The sequence below is a fragment of the Streptomyces sp. YIM 121038 genome (assembly GCF_006088715.1).
Lineage (GTDB): Bacteria > Actinomycetota > Actinomycetes > Streptomycetales > Streptomycetaceae > Streptomyces.
In genome coordinates this window covers 8,190,386-8,207,628 of the sequence record NZ_CP030771.1, presented here as the reverse complement: position 1 = coordinate 8,207,628, position 17,243 = coordinate 8,190,386, and the positions used below count along the sequence as shown (strand labels likewise).

The following is a 17,243-nucleotide window of genomic DNA, read 5'->3' as shown; positions in this document are numbered from 1 at the left end:
TCGTTCACAGGTGGTCAGCTCGTCTTGCCCAGGGCCCGTTGCACCAGACCGGCCACGTCCATCGCGTCGATCAGTTCGGCGTCGGCGGCGGTCGGCAGTCCTGTGGTGGCCCGGGCCTCGGCCTTGGCCTCGGCCTCGGCTTCGGCGAGGCCCAGGAGGGCGTCGAGCACCCCGGCCTCCTTGAACCGGGTCAGCGGCACGGACGCGAGGACCCGCCTGAGGTCGTCCTCCCGCCCGGCGAGGCCGTCGTCGGGCTCCCGGAGGAGTTCGGTGCGCAGATGCCCGACCAGGGCCTCCGGGGTGGGGTAGTCGAAGATCAGGGTGGCGGGCAGGCGGAGCCCGGTGGCCGCGTGCAGGCTGTTGCGCAGGTTCACGGCGGCCAGCGAGTCGAAGCCGACCTCCTGGAACGCCTGGCGCGGGCCGATGCCCTCCGCGCCGCCGTGGCCGAGGACCGTCGAGGCGTGGCCGCGGACCAGGCGCAGCAGGAGGCGGTTCCGCTCGGCGTCGGGGACCGCCCGCAGGGAGTCCGCGAGGGATGCCGCGGTGCCGCTGTCCTGGCCGTCGTCCCCCGCGGCCTGGAGCACCGCCTGCGCCTCGGGCAGATCGGCGAGGAGAGGGCTGGGGCGTACCGACGTGAAGGCGGGGACGAAGGCGCGCCAGTCCATGTCGGCCACCGTCACGGACTTCTCGTTGCCCCGCACCGCCTGCGCCATCGCCGTCACGGCCAGCTGCGGCGCCATGGGCAGGACACCCCGGCGGCGCAGCTGGGCGAGGGCCGCCTCGTCCATGCCCACGCCGATGCCGTCGAGGGCGCCCCAGGCGATCGACGTGGCCCGCGACCCCCGGGCGCGGCGCCGTTCGACCAGGGCGTCGAGGACGGCGTTCGCCGCTCCGGACGGGCCCTGGCCGCCACCGCCCCACACCCCGGCGATGGAGGAGAAGACGACGAACGCGTCGAGCGGCGTGTCCTCGAACAGCGCGTCGAGCCACACCGCCGTGTCCACCTTGGCCGCGAACACCTCGGCGAGGTCGTGCGCCCCTGTGTCGTCGACGGCGCTGGTCCACGTGAGGTCGGCCGCGTGCACGACGGCCGTGAGGGGCCGCTCCGGGTCCTTGGCGGCCAGGAGGCGGGCGAGGGCGTCCCGGTCGGTGTCGGCGCAGGTCTCCACCACCGCGGGGAGGCCCGACGCGGCGAGTTCGGCGCGCAGTTCGGGAACGCTCCCGTCGGGCGCGTGCGCGGTGGTGGTGACGAGGAGCCGTTCGACGCCGGCGAGCGCGAGCCACAGGCAGACGTGCCTGCCGAGCCCTTCGGCGCCGCCGGTCACCAGGACCGTGCCCCGGGGCCGCCAGCCGCCGTCGCCGGTGGTGTCCGGCGCGGCCTTGCGGACCAGCCTGCGCGCGTACGCGCCCGACCGCCGGACCGCGAGCTGGTCCTCACCGGCCGCGGAGTTCAGCACGCCGAGGAGCTGCCGGGCCGTGCGCGGGCCGGTCGCGGCGGGCAGGTCGATCAGGCCGCCCCACCGGTCGGGCCGTTCGAGCGCGGCGGCGCGGCCGAGGCCCCACAGCGCCGCCTGGGCGGGCGAGGTGAGGGTGTCGTGGATGCCGGTGTTCACCGCGCCCCGGGTCAGGCACCACAGCGGCGGTGTCGCGCCGGTGTCCCCCAGGGCCTGGATCAGCGCGAGCGACGAGGCCGTGACGGCGGCCGGGTCCTGCGGGCCGCCGCGCGCGCCCCGGTCCAGGGCGAGCAGCGAGAGCACGCCGGTCACGTCGTGCTCGGCGAGGACCGCGCCAAGGCGCTCGGCGAGCCGCTCGCGGGTGCCATCGGCGGCGCCCACCTCCAGCGACACGGCGGTGAGCCCGAGGCCGGTCAGTTCCGCCAGGAGCGCGTCGGTGCCGCTGTCGTCGCTGCGTCCGGCGGGTACGACGACCAGCCACCGGCCGCCGGGCACGCCCGCGGCCTCGTGGGCGAGCGGCTGCCAGGTGACGTGGTAGCGCAGCTTCTCGGCGGTCGACATCCGGCGGCGCCTCCCGCGCCACTCGGCGAGTACGGGCACGAGGGTGTTCAGGGCACCGAGCTGGTCGGCCGCCGCCGTGTCGAGCAGGGCGCCGAGGGAGTCCACGTCGGCGTGTTCGACCGCGGCCCAGAAGTCGGCGTCCGCGCCCTCCGCCGCGTCGGCGGTGTCGTCGTCGGCCGCGGCCTCGCGCAGCCAGAAGTGCTGGTGGTCGAAGGCGTACGTCGGCAGGTCCGCGCGCGCCGAGCGGGCCGCGGCCGCGGTCCCGGCGGGCAGCACGGCCGACCAGTCGACGGCCACGCCCCGCACGAACAGCTCGGCCATCGAGGCGAGGAGCCGCCGCGGGCCGCCGTCCTCGCGGCGCAGCGACCCGGTCACCACCGCTTCGGCGTCCGCGCCGTCGACGGCCTCGGTGACGGGCTGCACGAGGACCGGGTGGGCGCTGACCTCCACGAACACGCCGTGGCCCTGCCGCAGCAGCTCGCTCACGGCGGGTCCGAACCGCACCTGCCCGCGCAGGTTGCGGTACCAGTACGCGCCGTCGAGGACCTCGGCGTCCGCCACCCGGTCGCCGGTCACGGTCGAGTGGAACGGCACCACCGGGGCCTTGGCGTTCACCCCGTCCAGGGCCTCGGCGAGGGTGGCGCGGATGTCCTCGACGTGGCGGGAGTGGGAGGCGTAGTCCACGGCCACGCGCCGGGTGCGGACGCCCTCGGCGTCGAGGGCCGCCAGGGCCTCGTCCAGGGCTTGGGCGTCACCGGCGACCACGACGGAGGACGGGCTGTTCACCGCGGCCACCTCGACCCGGCCTGCCCACCGCTCCAGGCGCGCGGCCGCGTCCTCCTCGCCGAGCGCGACGGACGCCATGCCGCCCCGCCCGGCCAGCTCCGTGGCGATGGCCTGACTGCGCAAGGCCACCACACGGGCCGCGTCGTCGAGAGACAGCGCCCCCGCCACACACGCGGCCGCGATCTCCCCCTGCGAGTGACCGAGCACCGCGTCCGGGCGGACCCCGACGGACTCCCACACCGCAGCCAAACCCACCATCACCGCAAAGCTCGCGGGCTGCACCACATCCACCCGCTCAAGGAGCTCGGGATCAGCGTCACCCCGTAGGACATCGACGAGCGACCAGTCCACCCACGGCTCCAACGCCGCCGCGCACTCCCCCACCCGCTCCGCGAACACCGCGGAAGCGTCCAGGAGTTCACGGCCCATACCCGCCCACTGCGACCCCTGCCCGGGGAACACCAGCACGATCTTGCCGAGCGTGCCCGAGCCGGTCGCGCTGCCGGTCACCACGTTCGGTCCGCCTTCGCCCCGGGCCAGCGCGTGCAGCCCGGCGAGCGCCTCCGCCGGGGCGTCGGCCACCACCACGGCGCGCTCGGCCAGGGCGGCACGGCCCGACGCCAGCGCTCCGGCCACGCCCGCGAGGGGCACCCCGGCGGCACCGGACTCCACGTACGACGCGAGGCGACCGGCCTGGCCCGCCAGCGATCCGGCGCTGTGCGCCGACACCACCAGCGGTACCACGCCCGACTGCCCGGGGGCGGGCCACACCTCCTCGGCGGGAGCTTCCTCCAGGATCAGATGGGCGTTGGTGCCGCTGGCACCGAACGCGGACACACCCGCCCGGCGCGGACGGCCCTCGCGCGGCCACGCGCGCGCCTCCGTCAAAAGCTCGACCGCGCCCGCCGACCAGTCGACCTCGGTCGTGGGCTCGTCCACGTGCAGGGTGGGAGGCATGAGGCCGTGCCGCAGCGCCATGACCATCTTGATCACGCCCGCCACGCCCGCGGCGGCCTGCGTGTGACCGATGTTCGACTTCAACGAGCCGAGCTGCAGCGGCTGTTCGGGCTCCCGACCCTGCCCGTACGTCGCGAGGAGCGCCTGGGCCTCGATCGGGTCGCCCAGGGCCGTGCCGGTCCCGTGGGCCTCCACGACGTCCACGTCCGCGGGGGTGAGTCCCGCCGCGTCGAGGGCCCTGCGGATCACGCGCTGCTGGGAGGGGCCGTTGGGGGCGGTCAGGCCGTTGGAGGCGCCGTCCTGGTTGACCGCGCTGCCGCGGATGACGGCGAGGACCTGGTGGCCGCGTTCCCGTGCGACGGAGAGGCGTTCCAGTACGACCACTCCCACGCCCTCGGACCAGCCGGTGCCGTCGGCGCCGGACGAGAAGGCCTTGCACCGGCCGTCGGCGGCCAGGCCCCGCTGCCGGGAGAACTCCAGGAAGGCGTCCGGGCTCGCCATCACGGTCGCTCCCCCGGCCAGGGCCATCGAGCACTCGCCCTGCCGCAGCGCCTGCGCCGCCAGGTGCATGGCGACCAGGGACGAGGAGCAGGCGGTGTCCACGGTGACCGCCGGGCCCTCGAAGCCGAAGACGTACGACACGCGGCCCGACGCCACGCTCGACGCCGTACCGGTCATGAGGTAGCCCTGCACGTCCTCGGGCACCTGGTGCAGCCGGGTCACGTAGTCGTGGTGGACGATTCCGGTGAAGACGCCGATGTCGCCGCCGCGGGCCGACAGCGGGTCGACGCCCGCCCGTTCCAGGGCCTCCCAGGAGGTTTCCAGGAGCAGCCGCTGCTGCGGGTCCATGGCGAGGGCCTCGCGCGGGGAGATCCCGAAGAGTCCGGCGTCGAACCGCGCCGCCTCGTGGAGGAAGCCGCCGGAGCGCGTGTAGCTCGTGCCCGGGTGGCTCGGGTCCGGGTGGTACAGCCCTTCCAGGTCCCAGTCGCGGTCCACCGGGAAGCCGGAGATCGCGTCCCGGCCTTCCACGAGCAGCGTCCACAGCTCCTCGGGGCTGTCCGCTCCGCCCGGAAGGCGGCTGCTCATCGCGACGATCGCGATGGGCTCGTCGGCGATCGCTGCCGGGCCCGGGGCGGGCGTGTCGGGCCGCTCGCCGAGGAGTTCGGCCCGCAGGAAGGCCGCGAGGAGGGCGGGGGTCGGGTGGTCGAAGACCAGGGTGCTGGGCAGCTCCACGCCGGTGAAGTCGCGCAGGCGGTTGCGGAGCCTGACCGCGCCGAGGGAGTCGAAGCCGAGGTTCTTGAAGGGCTGGTCCTCGTCGAAGCGGTCCTGTGCGCGGTGGCCGAGCACGACCGCGGCGCTCTCCTGGACCAGGTCGAGGACCACACGGTGCTGCTCTGCGGCGGAGAGCCCGGCCAGCCGGTCGGCGAAGGCGGCTTCCGCGCCTTCCCGACGCGCGACCACGCGGCGGGCGACGGCCCCGGTCGCCGCGGGTGCGTCGGCGGTGCCGCCGACGCACGACGCGGGAGCCGCGCCGCGCCCGGCCGGGGCGGTCAGGCTCAACGGGCCCAGGGCCGCCACGGGTTCACCGTCCGGGTCCGCGAGCTCCAGCAGATGGCGGCCGTCCCGCCCCGGTGTGATCCGCAGCCGCAGCGAGGCGGCGCCCTCCGCGTACACCGCGAGACCGGCGCAGTCGGCGAGGTCGTCGGCGTCCGCCGCCGGGTCCGCTCCCGTACGTGCGGCCAGGACGCGCAGCGCGGTGTCGACGAGCACGGGGTGGAGGGTGAACCGGTCTGTCTCGTCGGCCAGTTCGGACGGAAGCGTGATCTCGGCGCAGGTGTGGTCGCCCTGCTGCCACACGCGCGCCCCGGCGAGGAGCGCGGTGTTGTCCTCGGGCGGCTGCCAGGTGCGCACGTCGAAGGCGGGGTGCGGGGTTCCGGGGACGAGGACGGCTCGGGCGTGGCACGTCCAGGGCCCTTGCTCCGGGCCCGCGGGGCGGCCGTGGACGGTGGCGTGGCGGCGGCCGTCCGGCGCCGGGGCCGCCACGGACACCCGTACGTGGGTGTGGCTGCGGCCCGGCACCGTCAACGGCTCTTCGACCGCGACCTGTTCGAGGCTGCCGCAGCCCACCTCGTCACCGGCCCTGACGAGCATGTCCAGGAGTACGGCGGCCGGGATCGCGGTGGTGCCGTCGGCGCCCTTCGGGCCGGGGAGGCGGCCCGGGCCGTGGGGTGCGAGCCGCCCGGTGAGCACGACGCCACCGCTGCCGCCGTCGTCGCCCGGCACGTCGATGACGGTGCCGAGCAGCGGGTGCCGGGCGCCGGTGGCGCCCAGCGCCTCCGCTCCGGCCGGTGCGGCGGAGTCGGAGTCGACCCAGTACCGCTGGTGCTGGAACGCGTACGTGGGCAGGTCGGCTCCGGCCGCCGTGGCCGGGGGCGCGAGTACGGCCGTCCAGTCCACGGCCGTGCCGCGGACGTGCAGTTCCGCGAGCGCGGTCAGGACGTCGGCGGCCTCCGCGCCGTCCTTGCGCAGGGTGGCGACGCAGCTCCGCTCCGGCGCGCCGAGGGTGCCGAGCGCCATCGCGGCGAGGGCCCCGCCCGGGCCCAGTTCGAGGAACGTCGTCGCCCCGAGGCCGCCGAGCGCGGTGACGGCGTCGCCGAACCGTACGGTGCCGCGCACCTGGTCGACCCAGTAGCCGGGGGTGGCGAGGCGCCCGTCCCGGGCGAGGGCGCCGGTCAGCGTGGAGACGACGGGGAGTTCGCCCGTGCGGTACGACAGGCGCTCCGCGACCGTGCGGAACTCGTCGAGCATGGGCTCCATGAGCGGCGAGTGGAAGGCGTGGCGGACCGGGAGCCGCCGCGTCTTGCGGCCCTGGCGTGCCAGTTCGTCGGCGAGGGCCAGTACGGCGTCCTCGGTGCCGGAGAGCACCAGGGCGTCGGGGCCGTTCACCGCGGCCACGCAGACCGTGCCCCGCGCCCGGGCGAGCAGCGGCTCGACGTCGGCCTCCGTCGCCCGGACGGCGACCATCGCGCCGTCCGCGGGGAGGGCCTGCATCAACCGGCCGCGCGCGGCGACGAGTTCGCCCGCCTCGGCCAGGCCGAGGACTCCGGAGACGTGCGCGGCGGTGATCTCCCCGATCGAGTGTCCCGCGAGGAGGTCCGGCCGTACCCCCCAGGACTCGAAGAGCCGGAACAGCGCCGTCTCCAGGGCGAACAGGGCGCCCTGCGTGTACATGGTCCGGCCGAGGAGTTCGCTGCCGGGCGCCCCGTGCTCGGCGAACACCACCTCGTGCAGCGGGCGTGCCGCGTGCCCGCCCAGGTGCGCCTCCACGGCGGCGCACGCGGCGGCGAAGGCGTCGCGGAAGACCGGGTGCGCCGCGGCGAGTGCGCGGCCCATGCCGGGCCACTGGCTGCCCTGCCCGGTGAAGAGGACGGCGAGTTTGCCCGGGACGGGAGTGCCGGAGACCACGGCGGGGCTCTCCTCGCCCCTGCCGAAGGCGCGGAGGTCCGCGCCGGCCTGCCCCCGGCCGGACGCCAGGACGACGGCACGGTGGTCGAGCCGGGCGCGCGTGGTGGCGAGGGCGTGCGCCGCGTCGGCGAGGCGTACGTCGGGCCGGTCGTCGAGGAAGCGGGCGAGCCGGCCGGCCTGGCCGCGGAGGCCGTCGGGGGTACGGGCCGACACGAGGACCGGGACCGAGGCCGGGTCCGGGACCAGGGCCGGGGCCGGGGGCGGGCCGTCCGCACGCCGGGCGCCGGGCTCGGGCTCGACGGCCGCCGCGTGGTCGGGGACCGGCGGGCCGGGAACCTGCTGGCCGGAGACCTGCGGGCCCGTGGCCACCTGGCCGGAAGCCTCCGAATCGCGCACCTCCGGATCGGGGACCTCCGAATCGGGGACCTCCGGATCGGGGGCCTCCTCCAGGACGACATGCGCGTTGGTGCCGCCGATGCCGAAGGACGACACCCCGGCCCGGCGCGGACGGCCGTCGCGCGGCCACTCCCGCGCCTCGGTCAGGAGCTCCACCGCGCCCGCGGACCAGTCGATGCGGGACGAGGGGCGGTCCACGTGCAGCGTCCTGGGGAGCGTGCCGTGGCGCATGGCCATGACCATCTTGATCACGCCCGCGACGCCCGCCGCCGCCTGGGTGTGCCCGATGTTCGACTTCACCGACCCGAGCCACAGCGGTCGTTCGGCGGGCCGGTCCTGTCCGTACGTCGCGAGCAGCGCCTGCGCCTCGATCGGGTCGCCGAGCGTCGTGCCCGTGCCGTGCGCCTCCACGGCGTCCACGTCCGACGTGCCGAGGCCCGCGTGGGCCAGGGCCTTGCGGATCACGCGCTGCTGCGCGGGGCCGTTGGGTGCCGTCAGGCCGTTCGACGCGCCGTCCTGGTTCACGGCGGAGCCGCGGACGACGGCCAGGACCTGGTGGCCGCGGCGGCGGGCGTCCGAGAGGCGCTCCACGAGGAGGAGGCCCGCGCCCTCGGACCAGCCGGTGCCGTCGGCGCCGTCCGCGAAGGCCTTGCACCGGCCGTCGGGGGCCAGCCCGCGCTGCCGGGAGAACTCCACGAACGTCTCCACGGTGCCCATCACCATCACGCCTCCGGCCAGGGCCATGGAGCACTCGCCCCGGTGCAGCGCCTGCGCCGCCATGTGCAGGGCCACCAGGGAGGAGGAGCAGGCCGTGTCGACCGTGATGGCGGGGCCCTCGAAGCCGAAGTGGTAGGCGACGCGGCCGGAGGCGACGCTGCCCGAACCGCCGGTGAGCCGCAGGCCCTCGATGCCCGCGGCGCCGGGGGCCTGGTGCAGCCGCACGCTGTAGTCGTGGCTGTTGACCCCGACGAAGACACCGACGTCCTGCCCGGCCAGGGTCCCCGGGTCGATCGCGGCCCGCTCGAACGCCTCCCAGGACGTTTCGAGGAGCAGCCGCTGCTGCGGGTCCATGGCGAGGGCCTCGTTCGGCGAGATCCCGAAGAAGGCGGCGTCGAACCCGGCGGCGTCGTCGAGGAAGGCGCCGTGGCGCACGTAGGTGGTGCCCGCGTGGTCGGGGTCGGGGTGGAAGAGCCGGTCGGTGTCCCAGCCGCGGTCGTCGGGGAACTCGGTGACCGCGTCGGTCCCTTCGGCCACCACCCGCCAGAGGTCCTCCGGGCTGTGCGCACCGGCGGGGAAGCGGCACGCCATCGCCACGATCGCGATCGGCTCGTCGGCCGTACGGGCGGGTGCGGCGGGCTCGGCCGGGCGGTCCGACGGTACGCCGAGGAGCTGGGAGCCCAGGTGCCCGGCGAGCGCGGTCGGCTTCGGATAGTCGAAGACCAGGGCCGGGGAGAGGGTGAGCCCGGTCGCGGCGGCGAGCCGGTTGCGCAGCTCCACCGCCGTCAGCGAGTCGAACCCGGCCTCCTTGAACGTCCGGTCGGCCCGCACGGCGTCGGCGGTGCTGTGCCCGAGCACCTCGGCGGCGTGCCCGAGCACCAGGTCGACCAGCGCCTCGGTCCGCTCGGTGGCGCCCAGGGCGGCGACCCGTTCCCGCAGCGACGCGGGCCCGGCGGGGGCCGCCGCCCGGGCCGTGGGGCGCGGTCGCGGGGCGAGGCCGCGAAGGAGCGGGGGCAGCGGTCCCTCGGCCGCCGCCGTGCGCAGCGCGGCCACGTCGAACTTCGCCGCCACCAGCGGGTCGTCCGCGCCGGTGCGCAGGGAGGCTTCCAGGAGGGCGGCGTCCAGGAGGGCGGCGTCCAGGAGGGCCATGCCCTCGGCGGCGGACAGGCCCGACATGCCGACGCGCTGGTTGCGCCGCAGGTCGGCGGCGCCCAGGTGCGCGGTCATGCCGCTGGCCGTCGCCCAGTAGCCCCAGGCCAGGGACACCCCGGGCAGGCCCGCCCGGCGCCGTTGGCACGCCAGGGCGTCCAGGGCGGCGTTGGCGGCGGCGTAGTTGGCCTGTCCCGGGTTGCCGAGGACGCCCGCCGCCGAGGAGAACAGGACGAACGCGGCGAGGTCCAGGTCCCGGGTCAGCTCGTGCAGATGCAGCGCCGCGTCGGTCTTCGGCCGCAGCACGGTGTCGACGCGTTCCGGGGTCAGCTCGGTGAGCACGCCGTCGTCCAGGACCCCGGCGGCGTGCACCACGGCGGTGAGCGGACGCGCGGCCGGTATCGCCCGCAGCAGCTCCGCCACCTGGTCCCGGTCCGCCGTGTCGCAGGCGGCGACGGTGACGGACGCCCCCAGACCGGCCAGTTCCTCCCGCAGCTCCGGCGCCGCCCCCCGGCGACTGGCGAGGACCAGGTGCCGGACGCCGTGCGCGGCGACCAGGTGCCGTGCCGTGGCGGCGCCGAGCGTCCCGGTGCCGCCGGTGATCAGTACGGTGCCCTCGGGGTCGAGCGGGCGGGGCTGCCGCCCGGCACCGGACTCCGGTACGGGCACCCGCGCGAGCCGGGGCACCGCCGCGACGCCGCCGCGCACCCTCAGCTGCGGTTCGCCGCTGAGCATCACGGCGGGCAGCGCGCCCCGGGAGTCCTCGTCGAGCTCCACGAGGACGATGCGGCCCGGATGCTCCGACTGCGCCGAGCGCACCAGGCCCCACACCGCGGCCGCACCGAGTTCCGTACGGTCCCCAGTGACGACGGCGAGCCGGGTCCCCGCGAGGGCGGGCTCCGCGAGCCACGCCTGGAGCACGGCCAGGGCCGCGTTGACCGGAGGCCGGGGGTCGGCGGTCGCGCGCGTGGCCTCGTACACCACGACCTCGGGTACCGACGTGCCCGGCCCCGCGCAGGCACCGACGTCCTCGGCACCCGCGACGGTGACGACGTCGAGCGCCCGGTCCACGGCGGGCAGCGTCAGCTCCGTCCAGTCGACGCGGAACAGCGCGTCGCGCGCCACCTCAGCGGCCACACCCGCCTGTTCGGAGGTGAACACGGCCCCGCGTACGGACGCGACGGTCATGACGGGCTGCCCCGCGGGGTCGGTCAGCCGCAGGCCGGTGCCGTCCGGTGACGTCCCGCCCGCTCGTACGTGGAGCGCGGTGGCGCCCGAAGCAAGGAGGGTCACCCCGGTCCACACCGACGCCACCATGCCGTCGGGGACGACCGTGCGGACGGCGGCGTCGAGGAGCGCGGGGTGCACACCGTAACGGCCCGCTTCGCGCAGGGCGGCACCGTCCAGAGCGACCTCGGTCACGGGCCCGCTCCGCGGGGGTGTCACCTCGGTCGTCGTGCCGTGCGACAGCGTGCCGTACGCGTGCCGGGTCCAGCGCGCGTCCAGCGGGGCGTCCCCGGCGCGGGAGTAGACCTCCACCGACCGCCGCCCCGACCCGTCCGGCCCGCCGACGACGACCTGGACGCCACGGCTGCCGCGGTGCGGCAGCACCACGGGCTCCTCGACGACGAGTTCGTCGAGTACGGGGCTCGCGACGAGGTCACCGAGCCGGACGGCCACCTCGACCAGGGCCGCGTTCGGCACCACGGCCACGTCCCCCGCCAGCTGGTCCCCGAGCCACGGCTGCGACCGCAGCGACCACCTCGACGTGGCCATGAGCCCACCGGAGTCCGGCATGGCGACGACCGCGCCGAGGAGCGGATGCTCCCCCGCCGCCTGCCCGAGCGAGGCCGCGTCGGTGGCCTCCGCGACCGGCTTCAACCAGTAGTGCTGGTGCTCGAAGGCGTACGTCGGCAACTCCACGCGCGGCGACCCCGTCATGGGCAGCACACCACGCCAGTCCACCGCCACGCCCCGCACGAACAGCTCGGCCATCGACACCAGCAGCCGCCGCAGACCGCCTTCGTCCCGGCGCAGCGAGCCCGTCACCACCGCGTCGGCGTCCACGGCCTCTGTCACCGGCTGTACGAGTACGGGGTGGGCGCTGACCTCCACGAACACGCCGTAGCCCTCCCGCAGCAGGTCAGCCACGGCCGGGCCGAACCGCACCTGACCGCGCAGGTTGCGGTACCAGTACTCGCCGTCCAGGATCCCGGCCTCCTCCACCCAGCCGCCGGTCACGGTGGAGTAGAACGGCACGTCCGGGGCCTTCGCGCTCACTCCTGCCAGCACTTCGGCCAGCACGTCCTGGATGTCCTCGACGTGGCGGGTGTGCGATGCGTAGTCCACCGCGACCCGGCGCGTACGAACACCATCCCTGGACAGGGCCTCCAGCACCTCGTCCAAGGCTTCGGCGTCACCCGCGATCACCACGGACGACGGCCCGTTGACAGCCGCGACCTCCACCCGGCCCGCCCAGGGCCCAAGCCGCCCCAGAACCTCCGCCTCACTCAGCGCCACCGAAGCCATACCACCGCGCCCGGCCAGCTCCCCAGCTATGGCCTGACTGCGCAACGCCACCACACGGGCCGCATCCTCAAGCGAGAGGGAACCCGCCACACACGCCGCCGCGATCTCCCCCTGCGAGTGACCGAGCACCGCATCCGGCTCCACGCCGACCGACGCCCACACCGCAGCCAAACCCACCATCACCGCGAAACTCGCGGGCTGCACCACATCCACCCGCTCAAGAACCTCGGGATCGGCGTCACCCCGTAGGACATCGACGAGCGACCAGTCCACCCACCGCTCCAGGGCGGCAGCGCACTCCGCCACCCGCTCCGCGAACACCGGGGAGGCGTCGAGGAGTTCACGGCCCATCCCGACCCACTGCGAGCCCTGCCCCGGGAACACCCACACGACCTTGCCCGGCGTACCCGTCCCCGTCACCAGACCGGCCGCGTGCTCCCCGCGCGCGAGGGCCCGCAGCCCGGTCAGCGCCTCCTCGCCCGAGCCCGCCACGACCACCGCACGCTCACCGAGGACGGCCCGACCCGACACCAGCGCCCCGGCCACGGCGGGCAACGACTCGCCGGCGCCCGACTCCACATACGACGCCAGGCGACCGGCCTGCCCCGCCAGCGAAGCCCGGCTCCGCGCCGACACCACCAACGGCACCACACCGAGGGGGCCGCAATCCTCTGCGACCGGCTCCTCGGGCGCCTCCTCCAGGATCAGATGGGCGTTCGTGCCGCTCACGCCGAACGACGACACCCCCGCCCGGCGCGGGCGCCCGGCGCGCGGCCAGTCCCGCGCCTCCGTCAGCAGCTCCACCGCTCCCACGGACCAGTCGACTTGGGGGGTGGGCGCGTCCACGTGAAGGGTCGCCGGGAGAAGGCCGTGCCGCAGCGCCTGGACCATCTTGATCACACCGGCCACACCCGCGGCGGCCTGCGCATGCCCGATGTTCGACTTCAACGAACCCAGCCACAAAGGCCGTTCGGGCTCCCGACCCTGCCCGTACGTCGCCAGGAGCGCCTGCGCCTCGATCGGATCGCCCAGGGCCGTCCCGGTGCCGTGGGCCTCCACCGCGTCCACGTCGGCCGGGGCCAGCCCGGCACTGGCGAGTGCCCTGCGGATGACGCGCTGCTGTGCGAGGCCGTTGGGGGCGGTGAGGCCGTTGGAGGCGCCGTCCTGGTTGACCGCGCTGCCCCGGATCACCGCGAGCACCCGGTGGCCGCGCTCGCGCGCCACGGAAAGGCGCTCAAGGACCACGACGCCCACGCCCTCGGCCCAGCCCGTGCCGTCGGCCGTCGAGGAGAAGGCCTTGCACCGGCCGTCGGGGGCCAGAGCCCGCTGTCGGGAGAACTCCACGAAGGTGCCGGGCGTGGCCATCACGGTCGCTCCCCCGGCGAGGGCCATCGAGCACTCGCCCTGCCGCAGCGCCTGCGCGGCCAGGTGCATGGCTACGAGCGAGGACGAGCACGCCGTGTCCACGGTGACCGCCGGGCCCTCGAAACCGAGCACGTACGACACGCGGCCCGACGCGACGCTGCCCGCCGAGCCCGTACTGGCGAAGCCTTCCGCCTCGGGGGCGACGACACCGGTGCCGGTCGCCCCGTAGCCCTGGCCGAACACGCCGGAGTACACCCCGACGTCGGCGCCCTTCAGCGAGCCCGGGTCGATGCCCGCCCGCTCCAGGGCCTCCCAGGAGGCTTCCAGGAGCAACCGCTGCTGCGGGTCCATCGCCAGGGCCTCGCGCGGGGAGATCCCGAAGAAGCCCGCGTCGAAGAGACCGGCCTCGTGGAGGAATCCGCCCTGGTCCGTGTACGACGTGCCCGCGCGGTCCGGGTCCGGGTCGAACAGGCCCTCCAGGTTCCAGCCCCGGTCCTCGGGGAACCCCGACACCGCGTCCCGGCCCTCGGACACCAGGCGCCACAGGTCCTCGGGGCCCGTCACCCCGCCCGGCAGCCGGCACGCCATCCCCACGACCGCGAGGGGTTCACCGGGGTCGGCCGTCGGGGCCGCCCCGGTCACCGGCCGGGCGACTCCGAGGATCTCGGCGCGCAGCCGGGCGGCCAGCGCCTGCGGGGTGGGGTGGTCGAAGACGACGGTGGTGGGCAGCGGCAGGCCCGTGCTCTCCGTCAGCCGGTTGCGCAGTTCGACGACGGCCATCGAGGTGAAGCCCAGGTCGCGGAAGGCCCGGTCGGACGGTATCGGCTCGGGCCCCGGCCGGTGCAGCACGGCGGCGGCCCGCGTACGGACGAGGTCCTCCAGGAGCGCCTGTTGCGCACGCTCGTCCATTGCTGCCAGGCGGTCGCGCAGTGCCGCCGTGACGGCCGCGTCGGGCTCGCGCCGCCGGGACGGCGTCTGCTCCGGCCCCGCCAAGTCCGCGAGCGGTGCGGGGAGTCGGCGCACGTCGGCCGGTGCGCTCGGGTCGAGGGTCAGGAGCGTCGCCGGATCCGTCGTCAGGGCGAGGTCGAACGCGGTGAGGAACGCGGCGCGCGCCCACCCCGTGTCCTCGTCCGCCGGGCCTGCGGCGCCGGGCTCGCCGACCCGCGCGAGGAACGTCCCGGGCAGGCCCCGCAGCCGCCTGCCGTGCACGACCGCTTCGGTCAGGGCTTCGTCGACGGCCGTGTCCGTGGTGCCGGGCGTACCCAGCAGCGCGGCCGCGCCGGACACCGCGACGAAGGGGACCGGTTCCGCCTCGGCGGTCAGCTCGTCGAGGAACAGGGCGAGTTCGGGGTCGCCGGCGGCGTGCACCACCGCGCTCACCGGTCGTCGCAGACCGGCGAGGGCGGCCCGCAGCGGCTCCGGGTCGCGCCCGTCGGCGGCCACGCGGACGGTGTCCGTGCCCGTGGGGGCCGGTGCGGCGGCGGACGGCGTACCGGTGTCCGCGGGGGCGTCGACGAGCAGCAGGTGCTCCACCTGGTGGACCGTGGCGAGCCGGTGCGCGAGCGCCGCGCCGTGCTCCGTGTCCGCCCCGGTGACCACCACCGTGCCGGTGGCTCCGGTCCAGGCGGCCACCCCCGGCACGTCCTCCACGGGCAACCGGCTCGGTCGCGGGGCGAGGAGGGCGCCCGAGCGCACCGCGATCCGCGGCTCGCCGGAGGCGAGTGCGGCGAACAGCGTCTCCGGGGTCGCGTCCGCGTCAAGGTCGAGGAGGGTGAGCGAGTCCGCGCCTTGTTCCTGAAGGGATCGGGCGACGGCCCAGAGCGGGGCCTCCGCCAGGTCCCGTGCCCCGTCCTGCCCGGTGGCCGCGACCGCCGCGCGGGTGAGCACCACGAGGCGGGCGGCCGCCGGCTCCGGTCCAGGCGGCCAGGCCCGCAGCTGTCCGGCCAGCAGCCGGGCGGCAGCACGGCCCTCGGCGACCGGCTCCCGCGCGATCGCCCCGTGCGCCGCGTCCGGCGGGCCCGCCCGGCCCGCGGTCGGGGCGTCGACGGGCGGTGACGGCCGTACGACGACCGTCACCTCGGGGGCCGCGTCCCCGGCGGCCACCGCGGCCTGGACCGCCGCCAGGTCCGGGTAGTGCCGTACGGCGGCGCCCGCGGCTTCCAGGGCCGTGGCGAGTCCGGCCGCCGAGGGACCGGCCACGGCCCACGTCCGGGCCGGGGGGCGGGGATCCGCCGGTGTCGCCACCGGTGCCCAGTCCAGGCTCAACAGCCCTTCGTGGCGGCCGCTCGCCGCGTACCGCAGCCTGCTCGGCCGGTCGGCCAGGAGGAGCCGCCGCGTCTTGCCCGAGGCGGTCCTGGGGATGGCGGTGACCTCGTGGACGCGCTCCGGCACCTTGTACGCGGCGAGCCGTTCGCGGCAGCGGTCGAGCAGCTCCGCGGTGGCGAAGCCGGAGGGGCCGGGGACCACATAGGCGACGGGCACCTCGCCGAGCGTGCGGTGGGGCGCGCCGGAGACGGCCGCGTCGGCGACGCCCTCGACGGTGCGCAGGACCGCCTCGACCTCCTCGGGGTGGATGTTCTCCCCGCCCCGGATGACGAGTTCCTTGATGCGGCCGCGGATGGTGACGTACCCGGCGTCGTCGCGCCGGGCGAGGTCCCCGGTCCGGTACCAGCCGTCGCGCAGCGCCTCGGCGGTCGCGTCGGGGCTGTTGTGGTAGCCGACCATGACGTTCGGCCCGCTGACCCACACCTCGCCGTCCTGCCCGGCGGGTACGTCGAGGCCCGTGCCGGGGTCGACGACGCGGACTCCGACGCCCGGCACGGGCAGGCCGCAGGACCCGTCGACCCGGGCGCCGTCGGGCGGGTTGACGGTGATGGCCCCGCACGTCTCGGTGCTGCCGTAGGCGTCGACGAGGGGGACGCCGAAGGTCTCCTCGAAGTCCCGGCGCAGGCCGGGCCCGGTGACCGCGCCGCCGACCAGGCCGATCCGCAGGGCGGGCGCGGAGAAGCCGTTCCGCCGGGCGGCCGTCACCAGGTGGTGGTACGTGGTGGGCACCCCGGCGAGGAACGTCGTGTCGTCCTCGCGGAGCGCCTTGATCACGTCGTCCGCGGAGGCGCCGTCCAGGAGCCGGGCGGTGGCGCCGACCACGGTGACGGACAGGACGCACGCGATGTGGGAGAGGCTGTGGAACAGCGGGAGCGGCCACAGCACCCGGTCCTGGTCCGTCAGCCCCGGTATCGGCACGTAGCAGGAGGCCACGGACCACAGGCAGTTGCGCTGTGTCGACAGGACGCCCTTGGGGCGTCCTGTCGTCCCGGACGTGTAGAACATCCAGGCCACGTCGTCGAGGCCGAGGTCGTCCCGGGCGGGCTCGGCCGGCTCGGTGACGGCGAGCCGGTCGTACGCGTGCGCTCCCGGCCCCTCGAAGGCCTCGGGGCCCTCGCCCGTCACCAGGAGCGTGAGGGCGGGCGGCACGGCCGGTGAGCTCCGCAGCCGCCGTGCCCCCACGGGGTCGGTGATGACCACGGTGGCGCCGCTGTCGGCGAGTGCGTACTCCAGTTCGGCCGGGGCGGAGGCCGGGTTGAGCGGCACTCCGATGCCGCCCGCGCGGACGACCGCGAGGTAACTCTCCACCGTGGCCACGGTGTTGCCGAGGCAGAGGGCCACCCGGTCGCCGCGTACCACACCGAGTGCGGCGAGGTGCCCGGCCAGCCTGCGCGTCCGCGCCTCCAGGTCGCCGTGGGTGACCGCCCGCCGGTCGTCCTCGAAAGCCACCTTGTCGGGAAACCGGGCCGCGTTCTCCAGGAGAACGACGGGCAGCGGCTTGATGAGGTCGGTGCGCACGATGCCGCGGTTCCTTTCGGA

Annotated in this window: 1 protein-coding gene; it reads right to left on the bottom strand. The window is 76.0% G+C overall.

Annotated features, from left to right (window positions below; genetic code table 11):
• Window positions 1-14: 14 nt before the first annotated feature.
• Window positions 15-17,222 carry a type I polyketide synthase gene (locus tag C9F11_RS48950; protein ID WP_275940277.1) on the bottom strand — a complete coding sequence of 5,736 codons (17,208 nt, stop codon included), beginning with the start codon at window positions 17,220-17,222 and terminating at the stop codon, window positions 15-17.
• Between the last annotated feature and the right edge of the window lie 21 nt (window positions 17,223-17,243).